This window comes from Serratia sp. 4542, assembly GCF_016805595.1.
Lineage (GTDB): Bacteria > Pseudomonadota > Gammaproteobacteria > Enterobacterales > Enterobacteriaceae > Serratia > Serratia nevei.
The window spans coordinates 68,765-92,670 of record NZ_RXKV01000001.1; the positions used below are offsets into that span (position 1 = coordinate 68,765).

26 protein-coding genes and 1 tRNA gene are annotated in these 23,906 nt (G+C 59.4%); 15 read left to right on the top strand and 12 right to left on the bottom strand.

The features are described from left to right. Positions 1–27: 27 nt before the first annotated feature. Positions 28–636: an HD family hydrolase gene (locus tag EKL15_RS00325; RefSeq protein ID WP_025304127.1), complete on the bottom strand. Its 609-nt coding sequence runs from the start codon at positions 634–636 to the stop codon at positions 28–30. Positions 637–819: 183 nt separating this feature from the next. Between EKL15_RS00325 and EKL15_RS00330 the strand changes: the two genes are divergently transcribed. Then, positions 820–1,494: a hemolysin III family protein gene (locus EKL15_RS00330; RefSeq protein WP_038871224.1), complete on the top strand. Its 675-nt coding sequence runs from the start codon at positions 820–822 to the stop codon at positions 1,492–1,494. 150 nt (positions 1,495–1,644) lie between these two features. Continuing rightward, positions 1,645–2,142 (top strand): DUF2165 family protein, encoded by a 498-nt coding sequence (locus EKL15_RS00335; protein ID WP_060422863.1) that lies wholly within the window; start codon positions 1,645–1,647, stop codon positions 2,140–2,142. Positions 2,143–2,180: 38 nt separating this feature from the next. Here the strand turns inward: EKL15_RS00335 and ygfZ are convergent, their stop codons facing one another. Beyond that, complete coding sequence (ygfZ, locus tag EKL15_RS00340) at positions 2,181–3,173, bottom strand: tRNA-modifying protein YgfZ (RefSeq protein WP_049199219.1); 993 nt, start codon at positions 3,171–3,173, stop codon at positions 2,181–2,183. 320 nt (positions 3,174–3,493) lie between these two features. Here ygfZ and sdhE point away from each other — a divergent pair, with 320 nt between their 5' ends. The 5 genes from sdhE (at position 3,494) to creD (ending at position 7,718) form a co-directional block, all read left to right on the top strand. Beyond that, entirely contained in the window at positions 3,494–3,760 is a 267-nt protein-coding gene (gene sdhE, locus EKL15_RS00345; RefSeq protein WP_019455657.1) for an FAD assembly factor SdhE, read from the top strand. After that, positions 3,741–4,163: a protein YgfX gene (locus tag EKL15_RS00350; RefSeq protein ID WP_060422869.1), complete on the top strand. Its 423-nt coding sequence runs from the start codon at positions 3,741–3,743 to the stop codon at positions 4,161–4,163. The genes sdhE and EKL15_RS00350 overlap by 20 nt, the downstream gene beginning before the upstream one ends. Beyond that, a complete protein-coding gene (creB, locus tag EKL15_RS00355) occupies positions 4,163–4,858 on the top strand; it encodes a two-component system response regulator CreB (protein ID WP_049277068.1) in 696 nt (231 codons plus the stop codon). The genes EKL15_RS00350 and creB overlap by 1 nt, the downstream gene beginning before the upstream one ends. Beyond that, on the top strand, positions 4,855–6,273 hold the full coding sequence (gene creC, locus EKL15_RS00360) for a two-component system sensor histidine kinase CreC (protein ID WP_087763650.1): 1,419 nt from the start codon (positions 4,855–4,857) through the stop codon (positions 6,271–6,273). The genes creB and creC overlap by 4 nt, the downstream gene beginning before the upstream one ends. 80 nt (positions 6,274–6,353) lie before the next feature. Then, the gene (gene creD, locus EKL15_RS00365; protein ID WP_100396837.1) at positions 6,354–7,718 is read left to right on the top strand and encodes a cell envelope integrity protein CreD; all 1,365 of its coding nucleotides are present in this window, start codon (positions 6,354–6,356) and stop codon (positions 7,716–7,718) included. 36 nt (positions 7,719–7,754) lie between these two features. On the opposite strand, the gene fldB is transcribed toward creD, so the two are convergent. Continuing rightward, on the bottom strand, positions 7,755–8,273 hold the full coding sequence (gene fldB, locus EKL15_RS00370; RefSeq protein ID WP_038871234.1) for a flavodoxin FldB: 519 nt from the start codon (positions 8,271–8,273) through the stop codon (positions 7,755–7,757). 106 nt (positions 8,274–8,379) lie between these two features. Between fldB and xerD the strand changes: the two genes are divergently transcribed. The 3 genes from xerD to recJ are packed head-to-tail and all read left to right on the top strand — an operon-like array spanning position 8,380 to position 11,762. After that, on the top strand, positions 8,380–9,279 hold the full coding sequence (gene xerD, locus EKL15_RS00375) for a site-specific tyrosine recombinase XerD (protein ID WP_060441367.1): 900 nt from the start codon (positions 8,380–8,382) through the stop codon (positions 9,277–9,279). 26 nt (positions 9,280–9,305) lie between these two features. Beyond that, the gene (gene dsbC, locus EKL15_RS00380) at positions 9,306–10,022 is read left to right on the top strand and encodes a bifunctional protein-disulfide isomerase/oxidoreductase DsbC (protein WP_060441317.1); all 717 of its coding nucleotides are present in this window, start codon (positions 9,306–9,308) and stop codon (positions 10,020–10,022) included. 6 nt (positions 10,023–10,028) lie between these two features. Then, positions 10,029–11,762 carry a single-stranded-DNA-specific exonuclease RecJ gene (recJ, locus tag EKL15_RS00385; protein ID WP_049199214.1) on the top strand — a complete coding sequence of 578 codons (1,734 nt, stop codon included), beginning with the start codon at positions 10,029–10,031 and terminating at the stop codon, positions 11,760–11,762. A gap of 50 nt (positions 11,763–11,812) precedes the next feature. On the opposite strand, the gene EKL15_RS00390 is transcribed toward recJ, so the two are convergent. Together EKL15_RS00390 and EKL15_RS00395 are read right to left on the bottom strand one after the other, a co-directional pair. Further along, positions 11,813–12,157, bottom strand: coding sequence for a DNA-binding transcriptional regulator (locus EKL15_RS00390; RefSeq protein WP_060422882.1), 345 nt, complete (start codon positions 12,155–12,157; stop codon positions 11,813–11,815). Beyond that, positions 12,150–12,536 carry a type II toxin-antitoxin system RelE/ParE family toxin gene (locus EKL15_RS00395; protein WP_060422886.1) on the bottom strand — a complete coding sequence of 129 codons (387 nt, stop codon included), beginning with the start codon at positions 12,534–12,536 and terminating at the stop codon, positions 12,150–12,152. Before EKL15_RS00395 ends, EKL15_RS00390 begins: the two co-directional genes overlap by 8 nt. Before the next feature lie 261 nt (positions 12,537–12,797). On the opposite strand from EKL15_RS00395, the gene prfB reads away from it, so the two are divergent. The 3 genes from prfB (at position 12,798) to EKL15_RS00410 (ending at position 15,644) form a co-directional block, all read left to right on the top strand. Further along, positions 12,798–13,896 (top strand): peptide chain release factor 2 gene (prfB, locus tag EKL15_RS00400; RefSeq protein ID WP_096242572.1). Its coding sequence is split into 2 segments (ribosomal slippage): positions 12,798–12,872 and positions 12,874–13,896, totalling 1,098 coding nucleotides; the frame shifts between segments, so codons are not numbered across the junction. 9 nt (positions 13,897–13,905) lie between these two features. Next, entirely contained in the window at positions 13,906–15,423 is a 1,518-nt protein-coding gene (gene lysS, locus EKL15_RS00405) for a lysine--tRNA ligase (protein WP_033649459.1), read from the top strand. Positions 15,424–15,570: 147 nt separating this feature from the next. Beyond that, positions 15,571–15,644, top strand: a tRNA-Gly gene (locus EKL15_RS00410). 167 nt (positions 15,645–15,811) lie between these two features. Here EKL15_RS00410 and EKL15_RS00415 read toward each other — a convergent pair. From EKL15_RS00415 to EKL15_RS00430, 4 genes are all read right to left on the bottom strand, one after another. Continuing rightward, positions 15,812–17,809 carry a choline BCCT transporter BetT gene (locus EKL15_RS00415; protein WP_047729946.1) on the bottom strand — a complete coding sequence of 666 codons (1,998 nt, stop codon included), beginning with the start codon at positions 17,807–17,809 and terminating at the stop codon, positions 15,812–15,814. A gap of 155 nt (positions 17,810–17,964) precedes the next feature. Then, complete coding sequence (locus EKL15_RS00420) at positions 17,965–18,312, bottom strand: hypothetical protein (protein WP_232734436.1); 348 nt, start codon at positions 18,310–18,312, stop codon at positions 17,965–17,967. Positions 18,313–18,407: 95 nt separating this feature from the next. Beyond that, positions 18,408–19,640, bottom strand: a complete 1,233-nt coding sequence (locus EKL15_RS00425) for a cysteine desulfurase-like protein (RefSeq protein ID WP_100396836.1) — start codon at positions 19,638–19,640, stop codon at positions 18,408–18,410. Then, a complete protein-coding gene (locus EKL15_RS00430) occupies positions 19,637–20,251 on the bottom strand; it encodes a 2OG-Fe dioxygenase family protein (protein ID WP_224217742.1) in 615 nt (204 codons plus the stop codon). The genes EKL15_RS00425 and EKL15_RS00430 overlap by 4 nt, the downstream gene beginning before the upstream one ends. Positions 20,252–20,483: 232 nt before the next feature. On the opposite strand from EKL15_RS00430, the gene EKL15_RS00435 reads away from it, so the two are divergent. Then, positions 20,484–20,972: a GNAT family N-acetyltransferase gene (locus EKL15_RS00435; protein WP_060422919.1), complete on the top strand. Its 489-nt coding sequence runs from the start codon at positions 20,484–20,486 to the stop codon at positions 20,970–20,972. Positions 20,973–20,992: 20 nt separating this feature from the next. Here the strand turns inward: EKL15_RS00435 and EKL15_RS00440 are convergent, their stop codons facing one another. Together EKL15_RS00440 and EKL15_RS00445 are read right to left on the bottom strand one after the other, a co-directional pair. Then, positions 20,993–21,331 (bottom strand): hypothetical protein, encoded by a 339-nt coding sequence (locus EKL15_RS00440; RefSeq protein WP_049194795.1) that lies wholly within the window; start codon positions 21,329–21,331, stop codon positions 20,993–20,995. A 135-nt stretch (positions 21,332–21,466) separates the two neighbouring features. After that, a complete protein-coding gene (locus tag EKL15_RS00445) occupies positions 21,467–22,036 on the bottom strand; it encodes an HdeD family acid-resistance protein (RefSeq protein ID WP_033644791.1) in 570 nt (189 codons plus the stop codon). A gap of 149 nt (positions 22,037–22,185) precedes the next feature. Here EKL15_RS00445 and actS point away from each other — a divergent pair, with 149 nt between their 5' ends. Beyond that, positions 22,186–22,941 carry an amidase activator ActS gene (actS, locus tag EKL15_RS00450; protein WP_048234629.1) on the top strand — a complete coding sequence of 252 codons (756 nt, stop codon included), beginning with the start codon at positions 22,186–22,188 and terminating at the stop codon, positions 22,939–22,941. A gap of 34 nt (positions 22,942–22,975) precedes the next feature. On the opposite strand, the gene EKL15_RS00455 is transcribed toward actS, so the two are convergent. Continuing rightward, entirely contained in the window at positions 22,976–23,833 is an 858-nt protein-coding gene (locus EKL15_RS00455; RefSeq protein ID WP_047729951.1) for a GyrI-like domain-containing protein, read from the bottom strand. Between the last annotated feature and the right edge of the window lie 73 nt (positions 23,834–23,906).

The following is a 23,906-nucleotide window of genomic DNA, read 5'->3' on the forward strand; positions in this document are numbered from 1 at the left end:
AAGGGCTGCGGCGGCAGCCCGGTTCACTTACTTCAACCAGCCTTTACGCTGCGCATCCCGCAGGTGTTGCTCCATGTGGTGCCACAGCTCGGGGTGCACGTCGGCGATCGATGCATTGCGCGCCAGCACCTGCTCCAGGCTGATGCCGTTCTCTACCCAGCTCTGGCCTTCATTGTGCAGGTTCATCAGCATCGGCATGGTGCGATCCAGCAGCAAAGCGAAGCGTGCATCGGCGCTTTCGCCATCTTCATATTCCTGCCATAAAGCGGTGAAATACTCGCGCTGAGCCTCCGGCAACATGCCGAACAGACGGCGCGCCGCCGCCACTTCCTGATCGTGGATCGCCGCGCGGGCCGCCAGATCGTAGACCAGCACGTCGCCGGCGTCGATTTCCACGATGTCATGCAGCAGCGCCATCTGGATCACGCGCTGAATGTCTACGTCATCACCGGCGTAGGGCGCCAGGCTCATGGCGGCGATGGCGAAATGCCAACTGTGTTCGGCGGAGTTTTCCTGGCGCTGGGTGCCCAGCACTTTGGTGCGGCGTTGCACGCCTTTCAACTTATCGATTTCCATCAGGAACTGGATGACCTGGGTCATTGAGCCGAAATCTAACGCGGGTACAGCGGATGACATGGTGTAAACCTCAAGGTGGGTGGGTTGAAGCCTGACGATTGTAGACCACCGGACGGGCGATTTCGATGGTTACACGCGTTCACATTTTTATTTTAGCGTACACGTGTACACTGGAATTATTCTCAGTTAAGCTGCTTTGCGTTAATTTCGCACAAAGTAGGGCATTTTGAGGGGTTGCGCGTTATGGGGAAAACGGACGTAGTGAAAGCCGGAAACAATAAGATTGTCGCCGCGGCTTATCCGTGGGCGGAAGAGATCGCCAACAGCATCAGCCACGGCATCGGGCTGGTGTTCGGTATCGTCGGCCTGGTGTTGCTGTTGGTGCAGGCGGTGAATACCGGCGCGGATGCGACGGCCATCACCAGTTACAGTCTGTACGGCGGCAGCATGATCCTGCTGTTTCTCGCTTCCACGCTGTACCATGCGATCCCGCATCAGAAGGCCAAGCATTGGCTGAAAAAATTTGACCACTGCGCCATTTATCTCCTGATTGCCGGGACTTACACCCCGTTTTTGCTGGTGGGGCTGGATTCGCCGCTGGCGAAGGGCCTGATGGCGGTAATCTGGGGGTTGGCGCTGCTCGGCGTGCTGTTCAAGCTGGCCTTCGCCCACCGTTTTGAAGCCCTGTCGCTGGTGACCTACCTGACGATGGGCTGGCTGTCGCTGATCGTGATTTATCAGCTGGTTACGCGGCTGGAGGCCGGCGGTGTCACGCTGCTGGCGATAGGCGGGGTGGTCTATACCCTCGGCGTGATTTTCTACGCCTCCAAGCGCATCCGCTTTGGCCACGCCATCTGGCACGCCTTCGTGCTCGGCGGCAGCGCCTGCCATTTCATGGCGATCTATCTCTACGTCTAAACGTTATCGCTACGTCTGAATGCGTATTGAACAGGCGCCTCTTTTGTTTTAAAAAAGAGGCGCTTGCTTCTTTCGGGTATCCAGCAAGCCCGTTCTTTCATTTCTGAGCCCGCATACTCTTTCTCTTAACTTTGTTCAGGACTCATCACGATGATCGTTCGCTTATCCAAAGCGCTGCTGGTCTGCGCTATCGCTTTGTTCGCTTCGCTGGTGGCCTTCGGCAATATCACCGATTACGGCTCCAACTTCGCCTTTGTGCGCCACGTCTTTATGATGGACACCATTTTTCCCGACGCCACCATTGGCTACCGTTCGATACAGACGCCGTGGCTGCATCACGCCGGCTATATCTTCATCATCGCGCTGGAGAGCCTGACCGCGCTGCTGTGCTGGATCGGCGGCCTGCGCCTGCTGTGCGGCCTGAAACTGCCCGCTAAAACCTTCAACGGCCGGAAAAAACTGGCGGTAGTGGGGCTGACGCTGGGCTTCCTCACCTGGCAGGTCGGCTTTATGTCGATTGGGGGAGAGTGGTTTGGCATGTGGATGTCGAAACAATGGAACGGCGTGCCCGATGCGTTTCGCTTCTTCGTCACCATCATCCTGGTGCTGATCTATCTGGTGCAGCGCGACGGGGAATTGGACGAGTAACGAAGACGGCCGCAGGCAGGGCGCCTGCGGCCGATGGATTATTTCTCTTCGGCCAGCGAGTACGGCAAAGGTTTGATCGCCAGCTGGCTGGCGGCATCGTCGCGCACCCGCAGCTTGCTGTCGGCGTCCAAATCGTTGTTCATCACCACCTGTACCCACAGCGTGCCGTCGGCCAGTTGGCTCGACGCCAGTACGGTGCCGGTGCGGCGCCAGTTTTCACCCAGCTGCAGCTCCAGATCTTCCGCCGCCTGCGGGGCGCGGGCCGCCTTACCTTCCAGCCAGTAGAGCGCACGCTTGTTGGCACCGCGGAATTTGGCGCGCGCCACCATCTCCTGACCGGTATAGCAGCCCTTGCTGAAGCTGATGCCTTCCAGCGCCTGCAGGTTGGTGGCCTGCGGGATCAGCTGCGCACTGTTGGCGGCGTCGATAACCGGATAGCCGGCTTCGATCTCCAGCGCCAGCCATTGGCCGCTGTCATTCAGCTCCGCCTGATCATGCAGTTTGCCAATCAGCTGTTCGGCCACGGCGGGGCGGGTCACCAGCAGAAAACGTTCCGCCGGTGCACTGAAGTGCAGAATCGTGGTCTCGCCGTCCTGCACCACCGGGTGTTCGGCGTCCGGCAGCGTGGCGAACAGGCCCGCCAGCGCGGCGCGCGCCTGGAAACCGGCGACGCCCAGCAACACCGCATCGTTATCGGCGGCGATGGTGACTTTGGAGAACACCGCGTATTTTTTGATTTCAGCCAGCTGGCTGTCCAGCACGCTGCGGCGTTCCAGATAGGCGAAGCCTTCGCCACGGTGGAACAGACGCAGGTTGCTCCACATTTTGCCCTTGGCGTCGCAGTGGGCGCACAGCACGTGCCGATCGGCCGCCAGCGCGTCGATGTCCGCCGTCACCTGGCCCTGGAGATACTTCACCGTGTCCGGCCCGTTCAGCGTCACCAGCGCCCAATCTTCCAGCGAGATCAGCGTCAGGGGCAGATGGGTGGAAGCGGAGGGCTGACGGGGTGGGAATGGAATGTTATGCGCCATAGTAAGTTCCTGCTCAACGTTTAGCTTACCTGAAGGGTATTGAACCCATGGTAAAAGAGGCGGCGGGCTTTGCAAACTGTTATTCGCGCCGTGGGGCCGGGGTGCGCTTTTTTTGGCATTTTGCGCTTTATTACGTTTTCCGCAGCAAAGCGCCTTCCCGGCGTGTATGTCAAATTGTTACTCTATAGGCTTGCGGCCTGGGCACCCTTGCAGACAGATCCCCGGCTGATGGAATTATATTGCGACGGCGTTGCCATACAGTGTGTCATTTGAACCCTGCGCTGGCGCTGCCGCGCTGAAAAGAGGTGAGTCATAACAACATGGATATTAACAACAAAGCACGTATTCACTGGGCTTGCCGCCGTGGCATGCGCGAGCTGGACATCTCCATCATGCCGTTCTTCGAATACGAATACGACAGCCTGAATGACGCGGACAAGGCGTTGTTCATCCGCCTGCTGGAGTGCGACGATCCCGATTTGTTCAACTGGCTGATGAATCATGGCGCGCCGCAGGACAGCGAGCTGCAGAGAATGGTGACCCTGATCCAAACGCGAAATAAAGACCGTGGCCCAGTGGCGATGTGATATCCGCATTTCCTGGCGCACTCAGCTGTTTTCCCTGTTGACCCACGGCGTTCTGATCCTGCTGATCCTGATTTCGCCCTGGCCGGAAGGCTTGGGCCCGCTCTGGCTGGTGTTGCTGACGCTGGTGGTGTTTCAGTGCATTCGCAGCCAGAAGCGCATCGCCGCGGTGCAGGGCGAGCTGCGGCTGCTGGCGGACCGGCGCTTCAGCTGGCACGGCCGCGAGTGGCGGCTGGCGAAAAAACCGTGGATGCCGGGTTACGGCATGCTGCTGACGCTGCAGCCGACGGAGGGCAAAAAGCGCCGCCGGCTGTGGCTGGCTTCCGACTGCATGAGCAAAGAGGAGTGGCGCCACCTGCGGCAGCTGTTGCTGTATCCGCCGGCGGGTGACGGCGAGGAGGCCTGATGAAACCCGTACTCTGGTTGGTGGAGGATGAACCCAGCATTGCCGATACGCTGGTTTACACGCTGGAGAGCGAAGGCTTCGAGGTGCGCTGGTTCGAACGCGCGGAACCGGCGTTGCAGGCGCTGGCGCAAGGCGCGCCCGCGCTCGCTATCCTCGATGTCGGTTTGCCGGATATCAACGGCTTTGAATTGTGTCGCCGCCTGCTGGCTCAGGCGGCCGATCTGCCGATTCTGTTTCTTACCGCCCGCAGTGATGAAGTAGATCGCCTGATCGGGCTGGAGATCGGCGCCGACGACTATGTCGCCAAGCCGTTCTCCCCTCGCGAGGTTAGCGCACGGGTGCGCACCATTTTGCGCCGCCTGTATAAGCAGCAGCGCTTGCAACAGAGCGCGCTCTACCGTTTCGGCGCTTTCACGCTCGACGAAGACGCGGCCACCATCTCCTACCATCAGCGGCCGCTGCCGCTGACCCGTTACGAATACCTGCTGCTGAAGACTCTGCTGTTGGCGCCCGGACGGGTGTTCTCGCGGCAGCAACTGATGGAAAGCGTTTGGGCGCAGGCGGAAGAAAGCCTGGATCGCACCGTCGACACCCACATCAAAACGCTGCGCGCCAAGCTGCGTGCGGTGGAACCCGGTGAGCCGCCCATCCACACCCACCGCGGATTGGGCTACAGCGTGAGCCGCCAGCCATGAAAATTGGGCTGCGCCTGCTGCTGGGATATTTTCTGATCGTGGCGGTGGCCGGGTACTTCGTGTTGAGCATTTTCGTCCAGGAAGTGAAGCCCGGCGTGCGGCGCGCTACCGAAGGCACGCTGGTGGACACCGCTAACCTGCTGGCGCAGATCGCCCGTCAGGACATGCAGCGCGGCGATGCGGCGCATGGTCAACTGGCGCAGGCGTTTACGCAGCTGAACCAGCGCCCGATCGGCGCCAATATCTCCGGCATCCGCAAGGATCGCAGCGAATACCACGTCTATCTTACCGATGCCCAGGGGCGAGTTATCTTCGATTCTGCCGGCCGCGCGCAGGGGCAGGACTATTCGCGCTGGAATGACGTTTATCGGACGCTGCGCGGCCAGTACGGCGCCCGCAGTACCCGCAGCGACCCGCAGGATGAAAACAGTTCGGTGATGTATGTGGCCGCGCCGGTGATAGAACAAGGGCGTATTATCGGCGTACTCACCGTGGGCAAACCCAACAGCACCATGGCGCCGGTGATCAAACGCAGCGAACGGCGCATTCTGTGGGCCGGCGCATTGCTGCTGGGGATCGCGTTGCTGATCGGGGCGGTATTCGTCTGGTGGATCACCCGTTCGATAGGCCGGCTGGTGCGCTATGCCGACGGGGTGGCGCAGGGAGAAAACGCGCCGCTGCCCAAAGTGGGCGGCCGGGAACTGACGCAGCTGGCGCAGGCGCTGGAGAGCATGCGACTGAAGCTGGAAGGCAAAGCATATATCGAACAGTATGCACATACCCTGACGCATGAGCTGAAAAGCCCGCTGGCGGCGATCAGGGGCGCGGCAGAGCTGTTGCAAGAGTTGCCGCCGCCGGAGACCGCCCGGCGTTTTCTCACCAATATCGAGCAGCAAAGCGCACGCATCCAGCAACTGGTGGACAAACTGCTGGTGCAGGCGCGGCTGGAGAGTCGGCCAGACATGGAGACCGCGCCCATCGCGATCGCGACGCTGGTCAGCCAGACGGTGGCGGGCAAAGAGGCGCAGGCGACGCAGCGCGGCGTCAGGTTACAATTGGAGGCGCTGGCAGAGGTGACGCTGAACGGCGATGCGTTGCTGATCAGCCAGGCGCTGACCAACCTGCTGGACAACGCGATCGACTTTACCCCGCCGGGCGGTTGCGTCAGCGTACGAGGCGAACGGCGGGAACAGCACTACTGCATCAGCGTTTGCGATGACGGCAGCGGCATTCCGGACTATGCGCTCGATAAGGTGTTCGAACGTTTTTATTCGCTGCCGCGCGCCGAACGGCCAAAAAGCAGCGGGCTGGGGCTGAACTTCGTGCAGGAGGTCGCCCGCCTGCATCATGGCGGCATTCACCTGCGCAACCGCCGGCCGCACGGGGTGGAAGCGACTTTCAGGTTATCGCTGTGACTTCACCTTCCCTTCACATAACCACATTCTGATTTCACCTGCGGGTTTTATCGTGGCCTCATTACCTATGAGGAGCGAGCATGATGAAATCGGTACTTTTCTGGAAAATAACCACGCTGCTGGGATTGATGGTGGTGATGTTGATCCCCATCGCCCAACTGATGAGCGTGATCGACGAACGCAGCGGCTATCGGCAAAGCGTGGTCGGGCAGGTAAGCGAAAGCACCAGCGGGGCACAGCGCGTGCTCGGCCCGTTGATTGTCATTCCCTACGTCGAACGAGAAGAGAAGAAAGACGAGAAAGGACAAACGGTAGTGCAGCGGGTGCAGCATTACCGCTATTTGCTGCCGGAGTCGTTTCAGGTGCTGGGGGCGCCGAAAGTAGAGGTGCGTAAACTGGGCATTTATCAGACGCAGGTTTACCAGGGGCCGCTGAACTTCAAGGTGCGTTTCGGCCAGCCGGAACTGGCGGATTTGCAACGTGCCAACGTGACCCTCGGCCAGCCGTTCCTGCTGGTGGCGCTGAGCGACTCTCGCGGCATCAAGAGCATTTCTCCTCTGGAAATACCGCAGCCGGTGGCGTTTGAACCGGGCACCGGCGTGGGATCGTTGCGCCAGGGGATCCACGCACCGCTGACGCTGGCGGCGCTGCAACAAAAAGAGGGGCTGAACGCCGACTTCACCCTGACGCTGGCGGGCACCAGCAGCCTGTCGCTGGTGCCGCTGGGGCGCAGCAGCGAATTGCAGCTGCAAAGCAACTGGCCGCACCCGAATTTCCTCGGCAACTTCCTGCCTGATGAACGCAAGGTGACGGAGCAAGGGTTTAGCGCTCGCTGGCGCAGCACCTGGTTCGCCAACAATATCAACAGTGCGTTCCATTACGACGATAGCATTATCGATGAGGACAAGCTGCCGGCCTTCAGCGCCAGCCTGGTCGAACCGGTCGATCACTATCAGCTGGCCGAGCGCGCGGTCAAATACGCGCTGCTGTTTATCGGGCTGACGTTTATGGCGTTTTTCCTGTTCGAAACCCTGACCGGGCTGCGGGTGCACCCAATTCAGTACCTGTTGGTGGGCGCGGCGCTGGTGTTGTTCTACCTGATTCTGCTGGCCTTCTCCGAACACCTGGGATTCGCTCTCGCTTACCTGGCGGCCAGCATCGCCTGCAGCGGTCTGATCGGCTTCTATCTGAGCGCCGTACTGCGCGGCAAGCTGCGCGGTGCGCTGTTCGCCGCGAGCCTATTGCTGTTGTACGGCGTGCTCTATTTGCTGTTGCAGTCGGAGGACAATGCGTTGGTGTTGGGGGCGGGGCTGCTGTTCGCCATTCTGGCGGGCATTATGCTGTTGACGCGCAAGCTGGACTGGTATCAGGTGGCGGATCCGGCGCGGTTGACCAAGGAAACGCCGGCCGGGGAAGAGGAGCCACGCTTCCGTCTGTGGAAATAAGTGGGGAAATCGGGCGCGCTCAGCGCCCGACAGCGGCTACAGCAGCGGCTCCATCTCCAACAGGATCTGCTCGCACCATTGCTGCAGGCGCTCTTCGCTCAGATCGTATTGGTTGACCTCATCGAGCGCCAGGCCAACGAAGTGTTTGCCGTCGGCGCTCAGCGGTTTGGGGCTGGTGAACTCGAAGCCGTCGGTCGGCCAGAAGCCGACGAACTGCACGCCCAGCGGCGCGATCTGATCGTGCAGCATACCCAGCGCGTCGAGGAACCACTCACCGTAACCGAGCTGATCGCCCATGCCGTACATGGCGACGATCTTGCCTTTCAGATCCAGCGCAGGCAGCTGCGGCCAGATCGCTTCCCAGTCTTCCTGCAGTTCGCCGAAATCCCAGGTCGGGATACCGAGGATCAGAATGGAATAGTCCTCCATCAGCTTGGGAGAGACGTCTTTCAGGTTGTGCAGGTCGACCAGGTCTTCACCCAGAATCTCACGGATTTTTTCTGCCGCCATCTCGGTGTAGCAGGTGCTGGAGCCGTAAAACAGACCAATCTTCATGTGTAAACCGTTACGTTGCTGTTTAGAGAATTGCAGCGAGTATACCTGATTTGCGTCGGCTTAAGGCATAATGGCGCGGGTGGAAATGCAACAAAGAGAGGACCGCGTGCAACAGCAAGACAATGCGCTGATTGAACAATTCCTGGATGCGCTGTGGCTTGAGCGCAATCTGGCGGAAAATACGCTGGCCTCCTACCGGCTGGATTTGCAGGCCCTGGGCACCTGGCTTGGCCATCAAAACACCGCCTTGCTGCAGGCGCAGGCGTTGGATCTGCAGGCCTTTCTCGCCGAGCGGGTGGACGGCGGCTACAAGGCCACCAGCTCCGCGCGTTTGCTGAGCGCCATGCGCCGCCTGTTTCAGTACCTGTATCGCGAAAAACTGCGCGCCGACGATCCCACCGCGCAGCTGGCGTCTCCCAAACTGCCGCAGCGTTTGCCGAAGGATCTGAGCGAGGCGCAGGTCGATGCGCTGCTGCAGGCGCCCTGCGTCGATCAACCACTGGAGCTGCGCGACAAGGCGATGCTCGAAGTGTTGTACGCCACCGGGCTGCGGGTTTCCGAACTGGTGGGGCTGAGCATCAGCGACGTCAGCCTGCGCCAGGGCGTGGTGCGGGTGATCGGCAAGGGCAACAAGGAGCGGCTGGTGCCGCTGGGTGAAGAGGCAGTCTACTGGATCGAAAATTATCTGGAACATGGCCGCCCTTGGCTGGTCAACGGCCAGACGCTGGATGTGTTGTTCCCCAGCACCCGTTGCCAGCAAATGACCCGACAGACGTTCTGGCATCGCATCAAACACTATGCCATCCTTGCGGGCATCGACAGCGAACGTCTGTCGCCGCACGTGTTGCGGCACGCGTTCGCCACCCATTTGCTGAACCATGGGGCCGATCTCCGTGTCGTACAGATGTTGTTAGGGCACAGCGATCTCTCGACCACGCAAATTTATACTCATGTAGCGACCGAACGACTGAAACAGCTACATCAACAGCATCACCCGCGCGCCTGAGCGGCGGGTTCGAAAGGATTGGAACAATGAAAAAAGGTTTAATGCTGCTCTCTCTGCTGGTGGCTTCGGTGACCGGTGCCGCCCATGCCGATGACGCGGCGATCAAAAAAGCGCTCGCCAGCCTGGGTATCCAGCAGGCGGACGTGCAGCCTTCGCCGGTTAACGGCCTGAAAACCGTGCTGACCGACAGCGGCGTGCTGTACGCCTCCGAAGACGGCAAGCACATCCTGCAGGGCCCGCTGTTCGACGTCAGTGGCAAAGAGCCGGTCAACGTGACCAACCAACTGCTGAGCAGCAAGATGGACGCGCTGAAAGATCAGATGATCGTCTACAAAGCGCCGAAAGAGAAACACGTGATCACCGTGTTCACCGATATCACCTGCGGTTACTGCCATAAGCTGCACCAGCAGATGAAAGAGTACAACGATCTGGGCATCACCGTGCGTTATCTGGCGTTCCCGCGTCAGGGGCTGGCTTCCCAGGCTGAGAAAGACATGCAGTCTATCTGGTGTACCGCCGACAAGGCCAAGGCGTTCGACGCCGCCATGAAGGGCGACGCCATCTCTCCGGCCACCTGCAAAACTGACATCAGCAAGCATTACGAGCTGGGCGTGCAGTTCGGCATTCAGGGCACGCCGGCGATCATTCTGGAAAACGGCATGATGATCCCGGGCTATCAGGGGCCAAAAGAAATGGCCGCCATGCTGGATGCGCACCAGGCCGCCACCAAAGCCGGTGGTTAATCGCCGGTGAGTATTAAAACGCAACTACGCCGCCGTCCGGCGGCGGACGACACGCATCTGCCCGCCAGTTTGCCGCCGCTGCTGCGCCGGCTTTACGCCCTGCGCGGCGTGCAGGGTGAGCAGGAGCTGGAGCGCGGCGTCAAGGGCATGCTGCCCTGGCAACAGCTGGACGGCATCGACGACGCCGTCAGCCTGCTGCAACAGGCGCTGGCCGACGGTCGCCGCATCATGGTGGTGGGCGATTTCGACGCCGACGGCGCCACCAGCACCGCGCTGACGGTGCTGGCGCTGCGCAGCATGGGCGGCGCAGCCGTCGACTACCTGGTGCCGAACCGCTTTGAAGACGGCTACGGCCTGAGCCCAGAAGTGGTGGAGCAGGCGGCGGCGCGCGGCGCGGAGCTGATCGTCACCGTCGATAACGGCATCTCCTCGCACGCCGGCGTCGACGTGGCGCACGCCAAGGGTATGCAGGTGCTGGTGACCGATCACCACCTGCCGGGCGAGACCCTGCCGGCGGCCGAAGCGATCGTCAATCCCAACCTGCGCGGCTGCGCCTTCCCGTCCAAATCGCTGGCCGGAGTGGGCGTCGCGTTCTACCTGATGCTGGCGCTGCGCGCCCGGCTGCGGGACAGCGGCTGGTTCGAGCAGCGCGCGCTGGCGATGCCCAATCTGGCGGAACTGCTGGATCTGGTGGCGCTCGGCACCGTGGCCGACGTGGTGCCGCTGGACGCCAACAACCGCATTCTGGTGTATCAGGGGTTAAACCGCATCCGCGCCGGCAAATGCCGTCCGGGCATCCGCGCGCTGCTTGAGGTGGCCAACCGCGACGCCCGCCAGCTGGCGGCCAACGATCTCGGTTTCGCCCTCGGCCCGCGTCTCAATGCCGCCGGCAGGCTGGACGACATGTCGATCGGCGTGGCGCTGCTGCTGAGCGACGACATCGCGCAGGCGCGAATGCTGGCCAACGATCTCGACGCGCTGAACCAGACGCGGCGCGAGATAGAGCAGGGCATGCAGGTGGAAGCCCTGCAGCTGTGCGACCAGTTGGAGCGCACCAGCACCGAGCTGCCTTACGGGCTGGCGATGTATCACCCTGAATGGCACCAGGGCGTGGTGGGTATCCTCGCTTCACGTATCAAAGAGCGTTTCCACCGCCCGGTAATCGCGTTCGCACCGGCGGGTGACGGCATCCTGAAAGGCTCCGGCCGTTCGGTGCCCGGCCTGCACATGCGCGACGCGCTGGAGCGGCTGGATATGCTGAACCCCGGCCTGATGATGAAGTTCGGCGGCCACGCGATGGCGGCCGGGTTGTCGCTGGAAGAGGCCAGGTTCGACGAGTTCCGCCAGCGCTTCGGCGAGCTGGTGGGGGAATGGCTCGATCCGGCGATGCTGGAAGGGGTGATCTGGTCCGACGGCGAACTGGCGATGCAGGAGCTGTCGCTGACCACGGCGGAGCTGCTGCGCGAGGGCGGCCCGTGGGGCCAGGCGTTCCCGGAACCGACCTTCGACGGCAAATTCCGCATCCTGCAGCAGCGGCTGGTGGGCGAGAAACACCTGAAGCTGATGGTGGAACCGCTCGGCGGCGGCCCGCTGCTCGACGGCATCGCGTTCAACGTGGACACCACGCTGTGGCCAGACAGCAGCGTGCGCGAGGTCGAACTGGCCTACAAGCTCGACGTCAACGAGTTTCGCGGCAACCGCAACGTGCAGCTGCTGATCCAGCATCTTTGGCCGCGCTGAAGTGAAATTGACGTTCGTGCAGCGGTAAGTGAACGGTGCACGAACGCCCATCAGTTTCGTGGCGAGATGATCAGGCTGGCGACCCCTTTCTGTTCGATAATCTCCAGCATTCTGAGCGCGGCTCCCTGGGGTTTTACCGCGTTACGTTCCCATTTTTGTACGCTGGTGGTCGACATGTTGACCACGGCCGCCAAATCGGCCTGGCTCAGGCCGAGCCGTCTGCGCAGCATTTTGATGCGTGCGCCGTCCATTTGCTCATGCTGTTCACGCCGGGCATGTTGTTCCTGCGCCTGAACTCGCGCAGTGATGTTGCGCATTGTGTCGTCTGACACGGCACCGACCTCATTAAAACGCTGTGCCATTTTTTGCAGTCTGAGCAGGCGATTATCAGTCATCGCATTTCACCTCTCGCAAGTAGCCGCTATCGATGGCTCGTTTGATAATTTCCGGCGGCATGGCAAGAAAATCTCTGGCGAGCTCGCGATAGGTTGCCAATTCATCATCGTTGATTTCTTTTGCACCGCTCTGTTTTACGGCGTTTTTCAGCCACCCATCAACAAAATACTGATGATGTCCGCGTTTAAACGCCACGATGGATCGGGCTCCACCCCGTTTACCCCGATTGAGCGAAATGCGCTTCTTGTAGACGCCACCGCCCAGATCGCCGTCATGGTTACCGTGCGCGAGTTCGTGAGCCGCCGTGCAAATCTTTTGATCGACGATGCGATTTTTCTTCATAAATTTGTCGAAATCATCCGTGACGAAAATGTCCATTTTGGCACCACCTGTCCCTGTGAGTCATCATAGCGACTATAGTCTCAATGACCACCTTGCTCAATACTTGAACAGCTTAGCGGCGTGGGGGGCACCGGTAATAAAACGCTGGCGAAATTCCTGCTCTCCTTGCCACCCGCTTTGTCGCCCGATCGCCACAAAAACTGACCAACTCGCTATAAACTGCCGCCCGGATCCGTTAGAATTAGCGGTTCCAATGGCATTCCGCCATCGACGACATCAACGTAAAAGAACGAAACCATGTTTGAAATTAACCCGGTAAAAAACCGAATTCAGGACCTGTCCGAGCGGACTGCGGTTCTTAGGGGGTATCTTTGACTATGATGCCAAGAAGGAACGCCTAGAAGAGGTCAACGCCGAGCTGGAGCAGCCGGACGTTTGGAACGAGCCGGAGCGCGCACAGGCGCTCGGCAAAGAGCGCGCCGCGCTGGAAGCCATCGTTGAAACCATCGATCAGCTGGAGCAGGGCGGCGAAGACGTCGGCGGGCTGCTGGAACTGGCGGTGGAAGCCGACGATGAAGAGACCTTCAACGAAGCGGTCGCCGAGCTGGATCAACTGATGAGCAAGCTGGATCAGTTGGAATTCCGCCGCATGTTCTCCGGCGAATACGACAGCGCCGACTGCTACCTGGATATCCAGGCCGGCTCCGGCGGCACCGAAGCGCAGGACTGGGCCAGCATGCTGCTGCGCATGTACCTGCGCTGGGCTGAAGCCAAGGGCTTCAAGACCGAAGTGATCGAAGAGTCCGACGGCGACGTCGCGGGCCTGAAGTCTGCCACCATCAAGATCATCGGCGACTACGCGTTCGGCTGGTTGCGCACTGAAACCGGCGTTCACCGCCTGGTGCGCAAGAGCCCGTTCGACTCCGGCGGCCGTCGCCACACCTCGTTCAGCTCGGTGTTCATCTACCCGGAAGTCGACGACGATATCGATATCGAAATCAACCCGGCGGATCTGCGTATCGACGTGTACCGCGCCTCCGGTGCGGGCGGTCAGCACGTCAACAAAACCGAATCCGCCGTACGTATTACTCACCTGCCAACCAACATCGTGGTGCAGTGCCAGAACGATCGTTCTCAGCATAAGAACAAGGATCAAGCGTTTAAACAGCTGCGAGCCAAGCTGTACGAGTTTGAGATGCAAAAGAAAAATGCTGATAAGCAGACGATGGAAGACAACAAGTCCGACATCGGCTGGGGCAGCCAAATCCGTTCTTACGTGCTGGATGACTCCCGCATCAAGGATTTGCGCACCAACGTCGAAACGCGTAACACGCAGGCCGTACTGGATGGCGACCTGGATAAATTCATTGAGGCAAGTTTGAAAGCCGGGTTATGAGGAATAGAAATGTCTGAACAACAAGTACAGGGCGCCGATCAGGCGCTGGATCTCAATAACGAACTGCAGTCCCGCCGCGAGAAACTGGCCGGCCTGCGCGAGAACGGCATTGCGTTCCCGAACGACTTCCGTCGTGACTCCACCTCCGACAAACTGCACGCCGCGTACGGCGATAAAGACAACGAAGAGCTGGAAGCGCTGGGCGTAGAAGTGACCGTCGCCGGCCGCATGATGACCCGCCGTATTATGGGCAAGGCATCCTTCGTCACGCTGCAGGACGTGGGCGGCCGCATTCAGCTGTACGTCGCGCGCGACGATCTGGCTGAAGGCGTGTACAACGACCAGTTCAAGAAGTGGGACCTGGGCGATATCCTCGGCGCACGCGGCAAGCTGTTCAAAACCAAGACCGGCGAACTGTCGATCCACTGCACCGAGCTGCGTCTGCTGACCAAAGCGCTGCGCCCGCTGCCGGACAAATTCCACGGCCTGGCGGATCAGGAAACCCGTTACCGCCAGCGTTACCTGGACCTGATCGCCAACGAAGAATCGCGCAACACCTTCAAGGTGCGTTCTCAGGTGATGTCTGCTATCCGCAACTTCATGGTGGAACGCGGCTTCATGGAAGTCGAAACCCCGATGATGCAGGTGATCCCGGGCGGCGCGTCCGCGCGTCCGTTCATCACGCACCACAATGCGCTGGATATCGACATGTACCTGCGCATCGCGCCGGAACTGTATCTGAAGCGTCTGGTGGTCGGCGGCTTTGAGCGCGTGTTCGAAATCAACCGCAACTTCCGTAACGAAGGCGTTTCTCCGCGTCACAACCCAGAGTTCACCATGATGGAACTCTACATGGCTTACGCGGATTACAAAGACCTGATCGAGCTGACCGAGACGCTGTTCCGCACCCTGACCGAGAAAGTGCTGGGCACCTCTCAGGTACAGTACGGCGACGAAGTGTTCGACTTCGGCAAGCCGTTCGAGAAGCTGACCATGACCGAGGCGATCAAGAAATACCGCCCGGAAACCGATCTGGCTGACCTGGCCGACATGGGCAAAGCGGTGGCCATCGCCGAATCCATCGGCATCAAGGTTGAGAAAAGCTGGGGCCTGGGCCGCGTCGTGACCGAGATCTTCGAAGAAGTGGCGGAAAGCCATCTGATTCAGCCGACCTTCATCACCGAGTACCCGGCTGAAGTGTCGCCGCTGGCGCGCCGTAACGACGTTAACCCGGAAATCACCGACCGCTTCGAGTTCTTCATCGGCGGCCGTGAAATCGGCAACGGCTTCTCCGAGCTGAACGACGCCGAAGACCAGGCTCAGCGCTTTGCCGATCAGGTGAACGCCAAAGACGCCGGCGACGACGAAGCGATGTTCTACGACGAAGACTACGTCACCGCGCTGGAGCACGGCCTGCCGCCGACCGCCGGTCTGGGCATCGGTATCGACCGTATGGTGATGCTGTTCACTAACAGCCATACCATCCGCGACGTGATTCTGTTCCCGGCGATGCGCCCACAGAAATAATTCCGTTTAGCGTGAAACCACCGGTGCAGGCAACTGCGCCGGTTTTTTTTCGCCCACCGGACTTAACCGCTTAAAACATCGACAGTTACGTGCCATCTCCGCTTGCCCGCCGCCGATAACCGGTTATAATGCCTGTCGCACACCGATGCGGGTGTAGTTCAATGGTAGAACGGCAGCTTCCCAAGCTGCATACGAGGGTTCGATTCCCTTCACCCGCTCCAGTACTCCCTCCTGAAAATATCCTGATTCTCCGAAAGATTACCCCAACCCAATCCTTTGCCCCTGTAAGCGTTATCACTGGTTGTCCGCCATCCCACCAGCATCATCAGCGCCGTGGTGAGGAAAGCAGGGCAAAAAAATGCCGCCCCGGGGGACGGCATGTTGGCCTTCAGCGCACCAGATGCAAGAAATGCAGGTGTTTTTCGTACTGGTCGAGAATATCGTTGATCAACTGCTCCTGATTCCAGCCCATGACATCGTAGTTTTGGCCGCCTTCTTTCAGGTAGATCTCCGCGCGATAATACTTGTGCTGCTCGGCTTGCTGTTCATCGTTATCCAGCCCGGCCAGAGCGAACGTCGGCGAACTGTAGCCGCGCAGTCTGACTTCATAGATAAAGTTAAGCTCATCGCCCAAATCGACCTCGAAACGAATGCGGTCTTCCGCAGTGGCGTTGATACTGCTGAGCGTGTTTTGTTTACTCAGCTCTTCCTGCACCAGCGTCATGGCCGGTTGGATAACCTCATCCATAAAGCGCTTAACCAGCGAGCGTTTTGGCAGATAGGCGATATTGCGCAGCCTGCGCTGCCAGGGAATGGGATTGCGGGCGGCGGTGGGGGCGATGGTGGCCATATTTTGGCTGTCGCGCTTGGTCAGGTCGCGGCGCAGCGCTTTAAGCAAACCGTAAATGGATATCAGCAAGATGGCCGAGAACGGCAATGCGCTGGCGATGGTGACGGTTTGCAGCGCGCTGAGCCCCCCGGCGATCAGCAAGGCGATGGCGACGATGCCCATCAGCGACGCCCAGAAAATGCGTTGCCAAACCGGCGTGTTGCTGGAGCCGCCCGAAGCCAGCGTATCTACGACCATGGCGCCGGAATCGGCGGACGTGACAAAAAAGACGATCACCATCGCCATGGCGATAAACGAAAGCACGCTGGAGAACGGGAAATGCTCCAGGAAGTTAAACAACGCCAACGCCACGTCTTGCTGTACCGTAGTGGCGAGGTCTGTCGCGCCCTGTTCCATGATGAGGTAAATGGCGCTGTTGCCGAACACCGTCATCCACATGAGGGTGAAGCCTGCCGGGACGAACAGCACGCCCGTGACAAATTCGCGGATGGTTCGGCCGCGGGAAACCCGAGCGATGAACATACCGACGAAAGGCGACCAGGAGAGCCACCACCCCCAGTAGAGCAGCGTCCATCCGCCTAACCAGTTGCTGGATTTTGGCTCGTAGGCATACAGATTGAACGTCTTGCTGACCAGCTCGGACAGATAGCCGCCGGTATTTTCCACAAAGGATTTCAACAGCAGGACGGTTGGCCCCAACAGCAAGACCAGGGCCAGGAGCAACAGCGCCAGGCCAAGGTTCAGCTCTGACAGAAAGCGTATGCCTTTCTCCAGCCCTGAAACCACGGAAATGGTGGCCAGCCCGGTAATCACCACGATCAAGATCACCTGAACGGTTTCGTTGATCGGCACGCCAAACAGGTGGTTAAGCCCGGCGTTGACCTGCAACACGCCATAACCCAGCGAGGTTGCGACCCCGAATACGGTGCCGATGACGGCGAAGATATCGACGGCATGGCCGATAGGGCCATAAATACGTTCGCCGATGATCGGATAAAGCGCAGAGCGCAGAGTCAACGGCAGGCCATGCCGATAGCTGAAGAAGGCCAGAATCAACGCCACGATGGCGTAGATCGCCCAGGCGTGCAGCCCCCAGTGGAAAAAGGTCAGGCGCATGGCCTGTTTGGCCGCCTCGACGCTCTCGGGCGTGCCGACCGGTGGCGAGAGATAGTGCATAACCGGTTCTGCCACGCCGAAGAACATCAGGCCGATGCCCATCCCCGCTGAAAACAGCATGGCAAACCATGAGTGGTAGCGAAAATCGGGTTGCGCATGATCGGGGCCAAGTTTGATGTCGCCGTAGCGGGAAAGCCCCAGAAACGTCACGCTGAGCAAAATCAGCGCCACGGCCAAAATATAAAACCAGCTGGCGTTGGTGAAAATTTGTTGCTGCAGAAGCTTGAAGTTCTTGTCAGCGACGTCGGGGAAAAAGGCGGCGAACGCGACCAGAAGAAAAATGAGGACTGCAGAGGTGAAGAATACCGCTTTGTTGATATGGCTCTGCGGCTTTTTTAGGGGGGTGTCTTTCTCACTCATAAATTGATTTATTCCATTTGTTTGATTATCGCCCTGAATGGAGGAGAGGTGTAACCTGTTATATCGTAGCAAAATAGTCAGGCTGTCGGTGCCGGTTAATAAGGCGGAATTACCGCTGCCTGAGCGCGGTAATTCCGAGTTATTCTGTGTTGCCGTTAGTTAAATAAAAATGCCAATAATCCCGTCACCTTATTTTTATTTTCCCATCCTTCCAATTTCATGCAGGCATTAACGAATTCTTTTCTGCGCATTTCATTGCTGTCCGAGGGGAAAGCGCCGCTACCGGCGTTGGGGATCTCCGTGCCGTTGATCGTCATGGAGGAGAAGGTCGGCGAGCTGGTGTGCAAAGACAGGTTCACGGGATAGCGCTGTTCGGCTTCTTGCCGGCAGTGGGTTCTGGCCGCTTCAAGGGGCGTAGGGGTTGCCGTTTGCGCTTCCCATTTCTCCGGCGTGGCACAGGAAGACATCATCAATGCGGCGGCGATAACTGCATATTTTCGCAAAGTAAAAATCCATTTCTAAAATAAAATCCCCTTGATTCTACCCCCAGCGTGCCGCGATGGCCCGCTCAATAAGGTGAGCGGGCCGATGTGGCGAGTTAACTGAGGATATCTTCGGCGATCACCTTAAACAGCGTGTCTATTTCGCCTTGGGTGTTGTAGTGCATCATGCCGATGCGCAGCACGCCGCCATCCTGCAACCCCAGCTGCTGGATCAGGCCCAGCGCATAGAAATGCCCGCTGCCGGCGCAGATGTTGTGCTGCCCCAGGCGGCGGGCGATCGCGTCAGGCGTCTGGCCGCTGAAGGTCAGGGCGAAGGTTGGCGTGCGGCGCGTGCTGTCCGCCTGTGAATGGCCGTAGAGCCGCACGCCGTCGAGTTGCTGCAGCCGTTGCAAAAAGTGGCGGCACAGCGCCTCTTCATGCCGGTGGTAGGCGGCGAAACTCTCCTGCAAACGCTGCCTTAACGGCGCGCCCGGCGTCCCCCACTGTGCCAGATAGTCGATCGCCGCCGCGACGCCGGCCAGCGCCTCGAAGCTTTGCGTGCCGGTCTCGAAACGGCCGGGGCCGACATCGGTGGCCGGCTCGACTTTGTACGGCCGCAGGCGTTGCAGCCACTGCGGCGCGATATAGGCCATGCCGACGTGCGGGCCAAAGAACTTGTAGGCGGAGCACACCAGGAAATCACAGCCCAGCGCCTGCACGTCAATCAGGTTATGCGGCGCATAGTGCACGGCGTCGACATACACCTGCGCGCCGACCCGATGCGCAGCTTCGACGATGGTTTTGATATCGACGATGCTGCCGGTGACGTTGGAGGCGTAGCTGACTGCCACCAGGCGGGTATTGGCGTTGATGCGCTCACACACCTTTGCGGCGTCCAATGCGCAGTCGGCGCTCTCCAGCGGTATCTGATGCACCACGGCCCCTTGGTCTGCGGCGGCCTGCTGCCAGCTGGAGACGTTGGCGTAGTGATCGAGCGCGGTGACGATGACTTCATCGCCGGCTTGCCAGTCGCGGCTGATGATGCGGCTGAGATGGAAAGTCAGCGTGGTCATATTCATGCCGAAAACGATGTTGTCGGGCGAAGGCGCATTTAATAAGGCGCGCACCGATTCTCGCGCCTGGCCCATCACTTCGCCGGTGACTCGGCTGGAGAAGTAGTGGCCGCCCAGGTTGGCGTTGTATTTCCCCAGGTAGTCCGTCATTTTTTCCAGCACGCCCCGTGAAACCTGTGCGCCGCCGGGGCCGTCGAAAAAGATCGCCGGCTTGCCGTCGATGTGCTGGGACAGGGCGCTGAACTGGGCGCGGGCGAGCTCGGGCGTAAAGGTCATGCTTTCTCTCCCCGCGCGGTGAGGACGAAGAGATCCAGATAGCCTTCTTCTTTCGGGCTTACGGCGTTGATCGGCGTGGCGTTGTGCCACAGTTTGCTGTCTGCCAGCAGCACGGCCTCACCGTCTGCCAGCGCTTTTTTAAAGAAGGGATCGTGGTGGCTGTCGTCGTACAGCATGATTTCACCGCCGACGATGTTGTGCCGGTGAATGGCGATCATGGCGATATGGTCGAAACCGTCCTGGTGAATGCCTTCCGGCGCCACCAGCGTATCTTTCTGGATGGCGACCACGCGCATTTGGTGGATCTCTATCTCGGCACCCTCCGGCAGTTCGTTATTTTCGGCAAACAGGTTGCACATCTCCGCCATGCCGGCGCTCTGCAGCACGGCACTGTCGATAGGCTCGAAGCGGCGCACCACGTTGCCTTGGAAGTGGTTGATCTGATCGGACTGCATGAAGGTGCGCGGCCCCACTTCGGCGACGTTGGGGTTGAGGTATTTGACGACCGAATAACGGCGCAGGCGATATTTGCCGTCGGCGTGTTGCGTGTGGGGCAAGGAGGAAAACGAAGGCATCAGTTGTTGGGTGGCTTGCGGGCTTAGCACAGTCATACTTATTACGTTTTCGTGTTTCTGTAACATAATCACCTCTAATAATAATAATTTCTGATGTTGTAGGGGGTAATTCGATTGAATTGTAGACGACTCTATAACCAACGCAATTTGGCGGTGGTGAGGTGTGACGGCGGTCGTAAAGTGGGGTGAACAGTGGGAGCGTTGTATGCCGGCGGCGATGCGTTAAAGTAGCGAGCTGACTGCAGAGCAATGGTTAGCGCCAGGGTGAATGCTGGAGTTCGCCGCTTACTTCTACTGGGATACCGTTATGATTGAAATACGCGAGATTAACCGCGATAACCTGTTTGACGTGTGCGAACTGACGTCGAATCAAGACGGCGTTGGCACCGTGTTCGAGGCGTTTATTTGCTGTAACGCCATCTCTATTTCCGAGGCGGCGTTTTTTCCGGAATGCCAGCCCCGCGCGCTTTACCGCGACGGCGAGCTCATCGGTTTTTTCATGTACAAGTGCTGGCCGCATAACCCACATGAGGCCGAGCTGTGTCGCTATATGCTTGACCATAAGTTTATGGGGCAGGGATTGGGGCGTGAGAGCTTCGCCGCGATACTCGCGGATTTTAGGTTGCACGGCATAGAGCAGGTGACGCTAATGATTGATGAACATAATCTCGTCGCCAAAAGCCTGTATCTCACCTTCGGCTTTCGCTTTACCGGCAAGATTGAAAAGGAAGAACATTACTACAGTCTGGCGCTTTAGCTGCCCCGACAAAGGCGGGGTCAGAACGTCTCGAAATACAGCTCGCGCAACAGCCAGGATATTTCGTTGTTGGTGCGATTAAGCGTCTCGATTCGGCGAACCCCTTTCGCTTCGGCGCGCAGATCGAGCAGCAAGTTGCGAATCTGCTGGAATAACGGGGTTTGCGGGCTGGGTTTGGCTAACTGTTGCCCGCATAGTTTGATACCGGCGTCGCAGCCGGTGGCAATGTCCGTCAGGCAGCATGGGCAGGTGGTTTTTTGGCGCGCCATATTGCGGCATTGTTGCCCGATTACCTGATTGAAGTGGCGTAATTGCAGGCAGACTTCCCGCGAGTTCAACGGGTTGGAATGGGTTGTCATCGGTTTCAGCTCCCTTGTCTGCGCCTATATTGGCACTTACCGATGAAGATAACCACGGACAAGCAGAGGGGGTATCGCCTTGTTTTGTCTGGAAACAACGAAAGCGATGAGGCCCGCGGCGGCGGGCCGGTAGCGTCAGGCGCGTTTAAACAGATTCGCCGCCTGGAACAGCGCAAAGGAGCTGACCAGCATCTCGATGCCGACGATGGCCGTCACCAGCGTGACCGATGCCGCCGGGCCTGAGCCGATCAGCATCCAGGCGATGATCAAGTCGAGCACGCCGATAACGAACTGCAGCCAGTTGCCCGGCAGCCCGCGGCGCATGTAGCCCGCTGCCAGGCGAGCGATGCCGCCAAGCGCGAACAGCACGGCGAGGTATACCGCCAGCGCCAGAATGCCCGCCAGCGGACTGGTGATGAACACATAGCCGATAATCAGGTAGGCCACGCCCAGCAAAATGCCGCCGATCATCGGCCAGGTATTCTGTGCCCGGTTAGCGATCATGGCGATAATCAGCCCGGCGCCGCTCAACAGCAGCAGGATGCCGACCACGATGCTCAGCGCTGCGCCGGAGGCGAAAGGATTGACCAGGCACAGTATCCCGCCCGCCAGCAGCAGGAAGGCGATGATCAGCAGGGTGGTGCGTTGCTTTTTGAGCAGTTCTTCGCTCAGGAGGGGCAGATTATTGCGGTCGAGGTTCAACATGACAGTACTCCATTTCGTCGTTGGGTAATTAATCAGTCATCCTTACCTGTTTAGCATAGACCGTCTGGGGGTTTTTGACTGACCCGGCGCAAATGTTACACTGTGCGGCTGACGCGTATCAGAACCGAAACGACGACTGAGGACTGGATTTGAGCACAGGAAGCAAATGGGCTGGGTGGCGCCGCATCGCGGTGTGTCTGACATTGGGGCTGTTGTTGGCCGGGTGTTCGGGTAAAAACACCTACAACCGCGATTACGACAAACTGCCGAAGGGCAGCTACACCGGCAAGTCCTACACCGTCAAACGGGGCGATACGCTGTACTACATTGCCTGGATCACCGACAGCGAAGTCAGCGATCTCGCCAGAATCAACAAGATACGCCCGCCCTATAGCCTGGAAGTGGGGCAGAAACTGCGGCTGAGCGGCAGCGCACCGACCAAAACCGCCGCCACGCGCCGTAAAACCTCTTCTTCTTCCGCCGCGATCGCCAAGCAAACGCCGCCGCCGGGCGCTGCCCGCTGTTGGCGTTGGCCGACCAGCGGCCGGATCGTGCAGGCCTACTCCAATTCAGATGGCGGCAACAAGGGCATCGACATCGCCGGCAAACGCGGCCAGCCGATCTACGCTTCCGCCAAGGGCAAAGTGGTGTACGTCGGCAACCAGCTGCGCGGCTACGGCAACCTGATCATGATTAAGCACGGCGAAGACTTTATTACCGCCTATGCGCACAACGACACCACGCTGGTGCGCAACGGCCAGGATGTGAAGGCGGGGCAGAAGATCGGCACCATGGGCAGCACCGGCACCGATTCGGTGTTCCTGCACTTCCAGATCCGCTACCGCGCGACCGCGCTCGATCCGCAGCGCTATCTGCCGCCGCAAGGTTCGTCGCCGTCCTGTTAACGTCAATCTGGCTCCTTGCGGAGCCAGATGTCAGTTACTTCAGCGGCAGGTAAAGATCGGTCACCAGTTCATATTCCGCCACTTCGTGCACGAAGTTGTGGTAGTGGAAATAGAGCGGAAAATCGCGCAGTTCCTCGCCGCTGGCCGGCAACCACTCGCGGTACAGATAATGGGCACTTTCCGAGAGCCCATCCAGCGAGCCGTGATGGCGCAGCAGCGCGCAGCGCCCGGCCGGCAGCGTGCTGTTCACCACGCCGAAGGCGTTGTCCTCGGGGATCGGCGCAGTAACCTCGCCGCAAATGAAGAAGCGGAAGTCCTGCGCTTCGGTGGTGGCCGGATCGTGCGGTGCGATGCCGAAAGTACGGCTGCTTCTGACCGGCGACAGGCCGCTGGTTTTGCGCCACTCGATAAAGCGCGCGGCGGTTTCGTTGACCAGCGCGGACGGGCCGCGATGTTCGATCATCGCCACCGGCGTGGCCGGGAAGTCGACAATGTCTACCTTCATGGGTTGTTTCCTTTTGTGTTTCGGCTCGGGAAAGCGCTGCTGCCAATCGATCCAGGCCGGCCGTTTGCGAAACTGGCTTGGCGTTTGGCTGAACGCCTGTTTGAAGGCGCGGCTGAAGGACTCCGGGTTTTGAAAACCGGCGTCCAGCGCGATGTCAATCACCGGCTCCAGCGGGTTATACGCCAGGCGGTACGAGGCGCGTTTGAGCCTCATCCACTGGATATAACGCCACACCGAGATGCCGCAATACGCGCTAAACTGGCGTTGAAAGTGAAAGCGCGAAAAGTGGGCCACTTCGCTCAGTTTTTCGACGGTGAGCGCCTCGTCCAGGTGGCGATCGATATAGTCAAAGACCTGCGCAAAGCGCTTTGCGTACGTCTGGGTCATGTGATTGTCTCCTCCATGCCTGAACTTTGCCCGAGCCGCCGCCGCTTCTCCTGACGGATGATGCTGAGTTGCC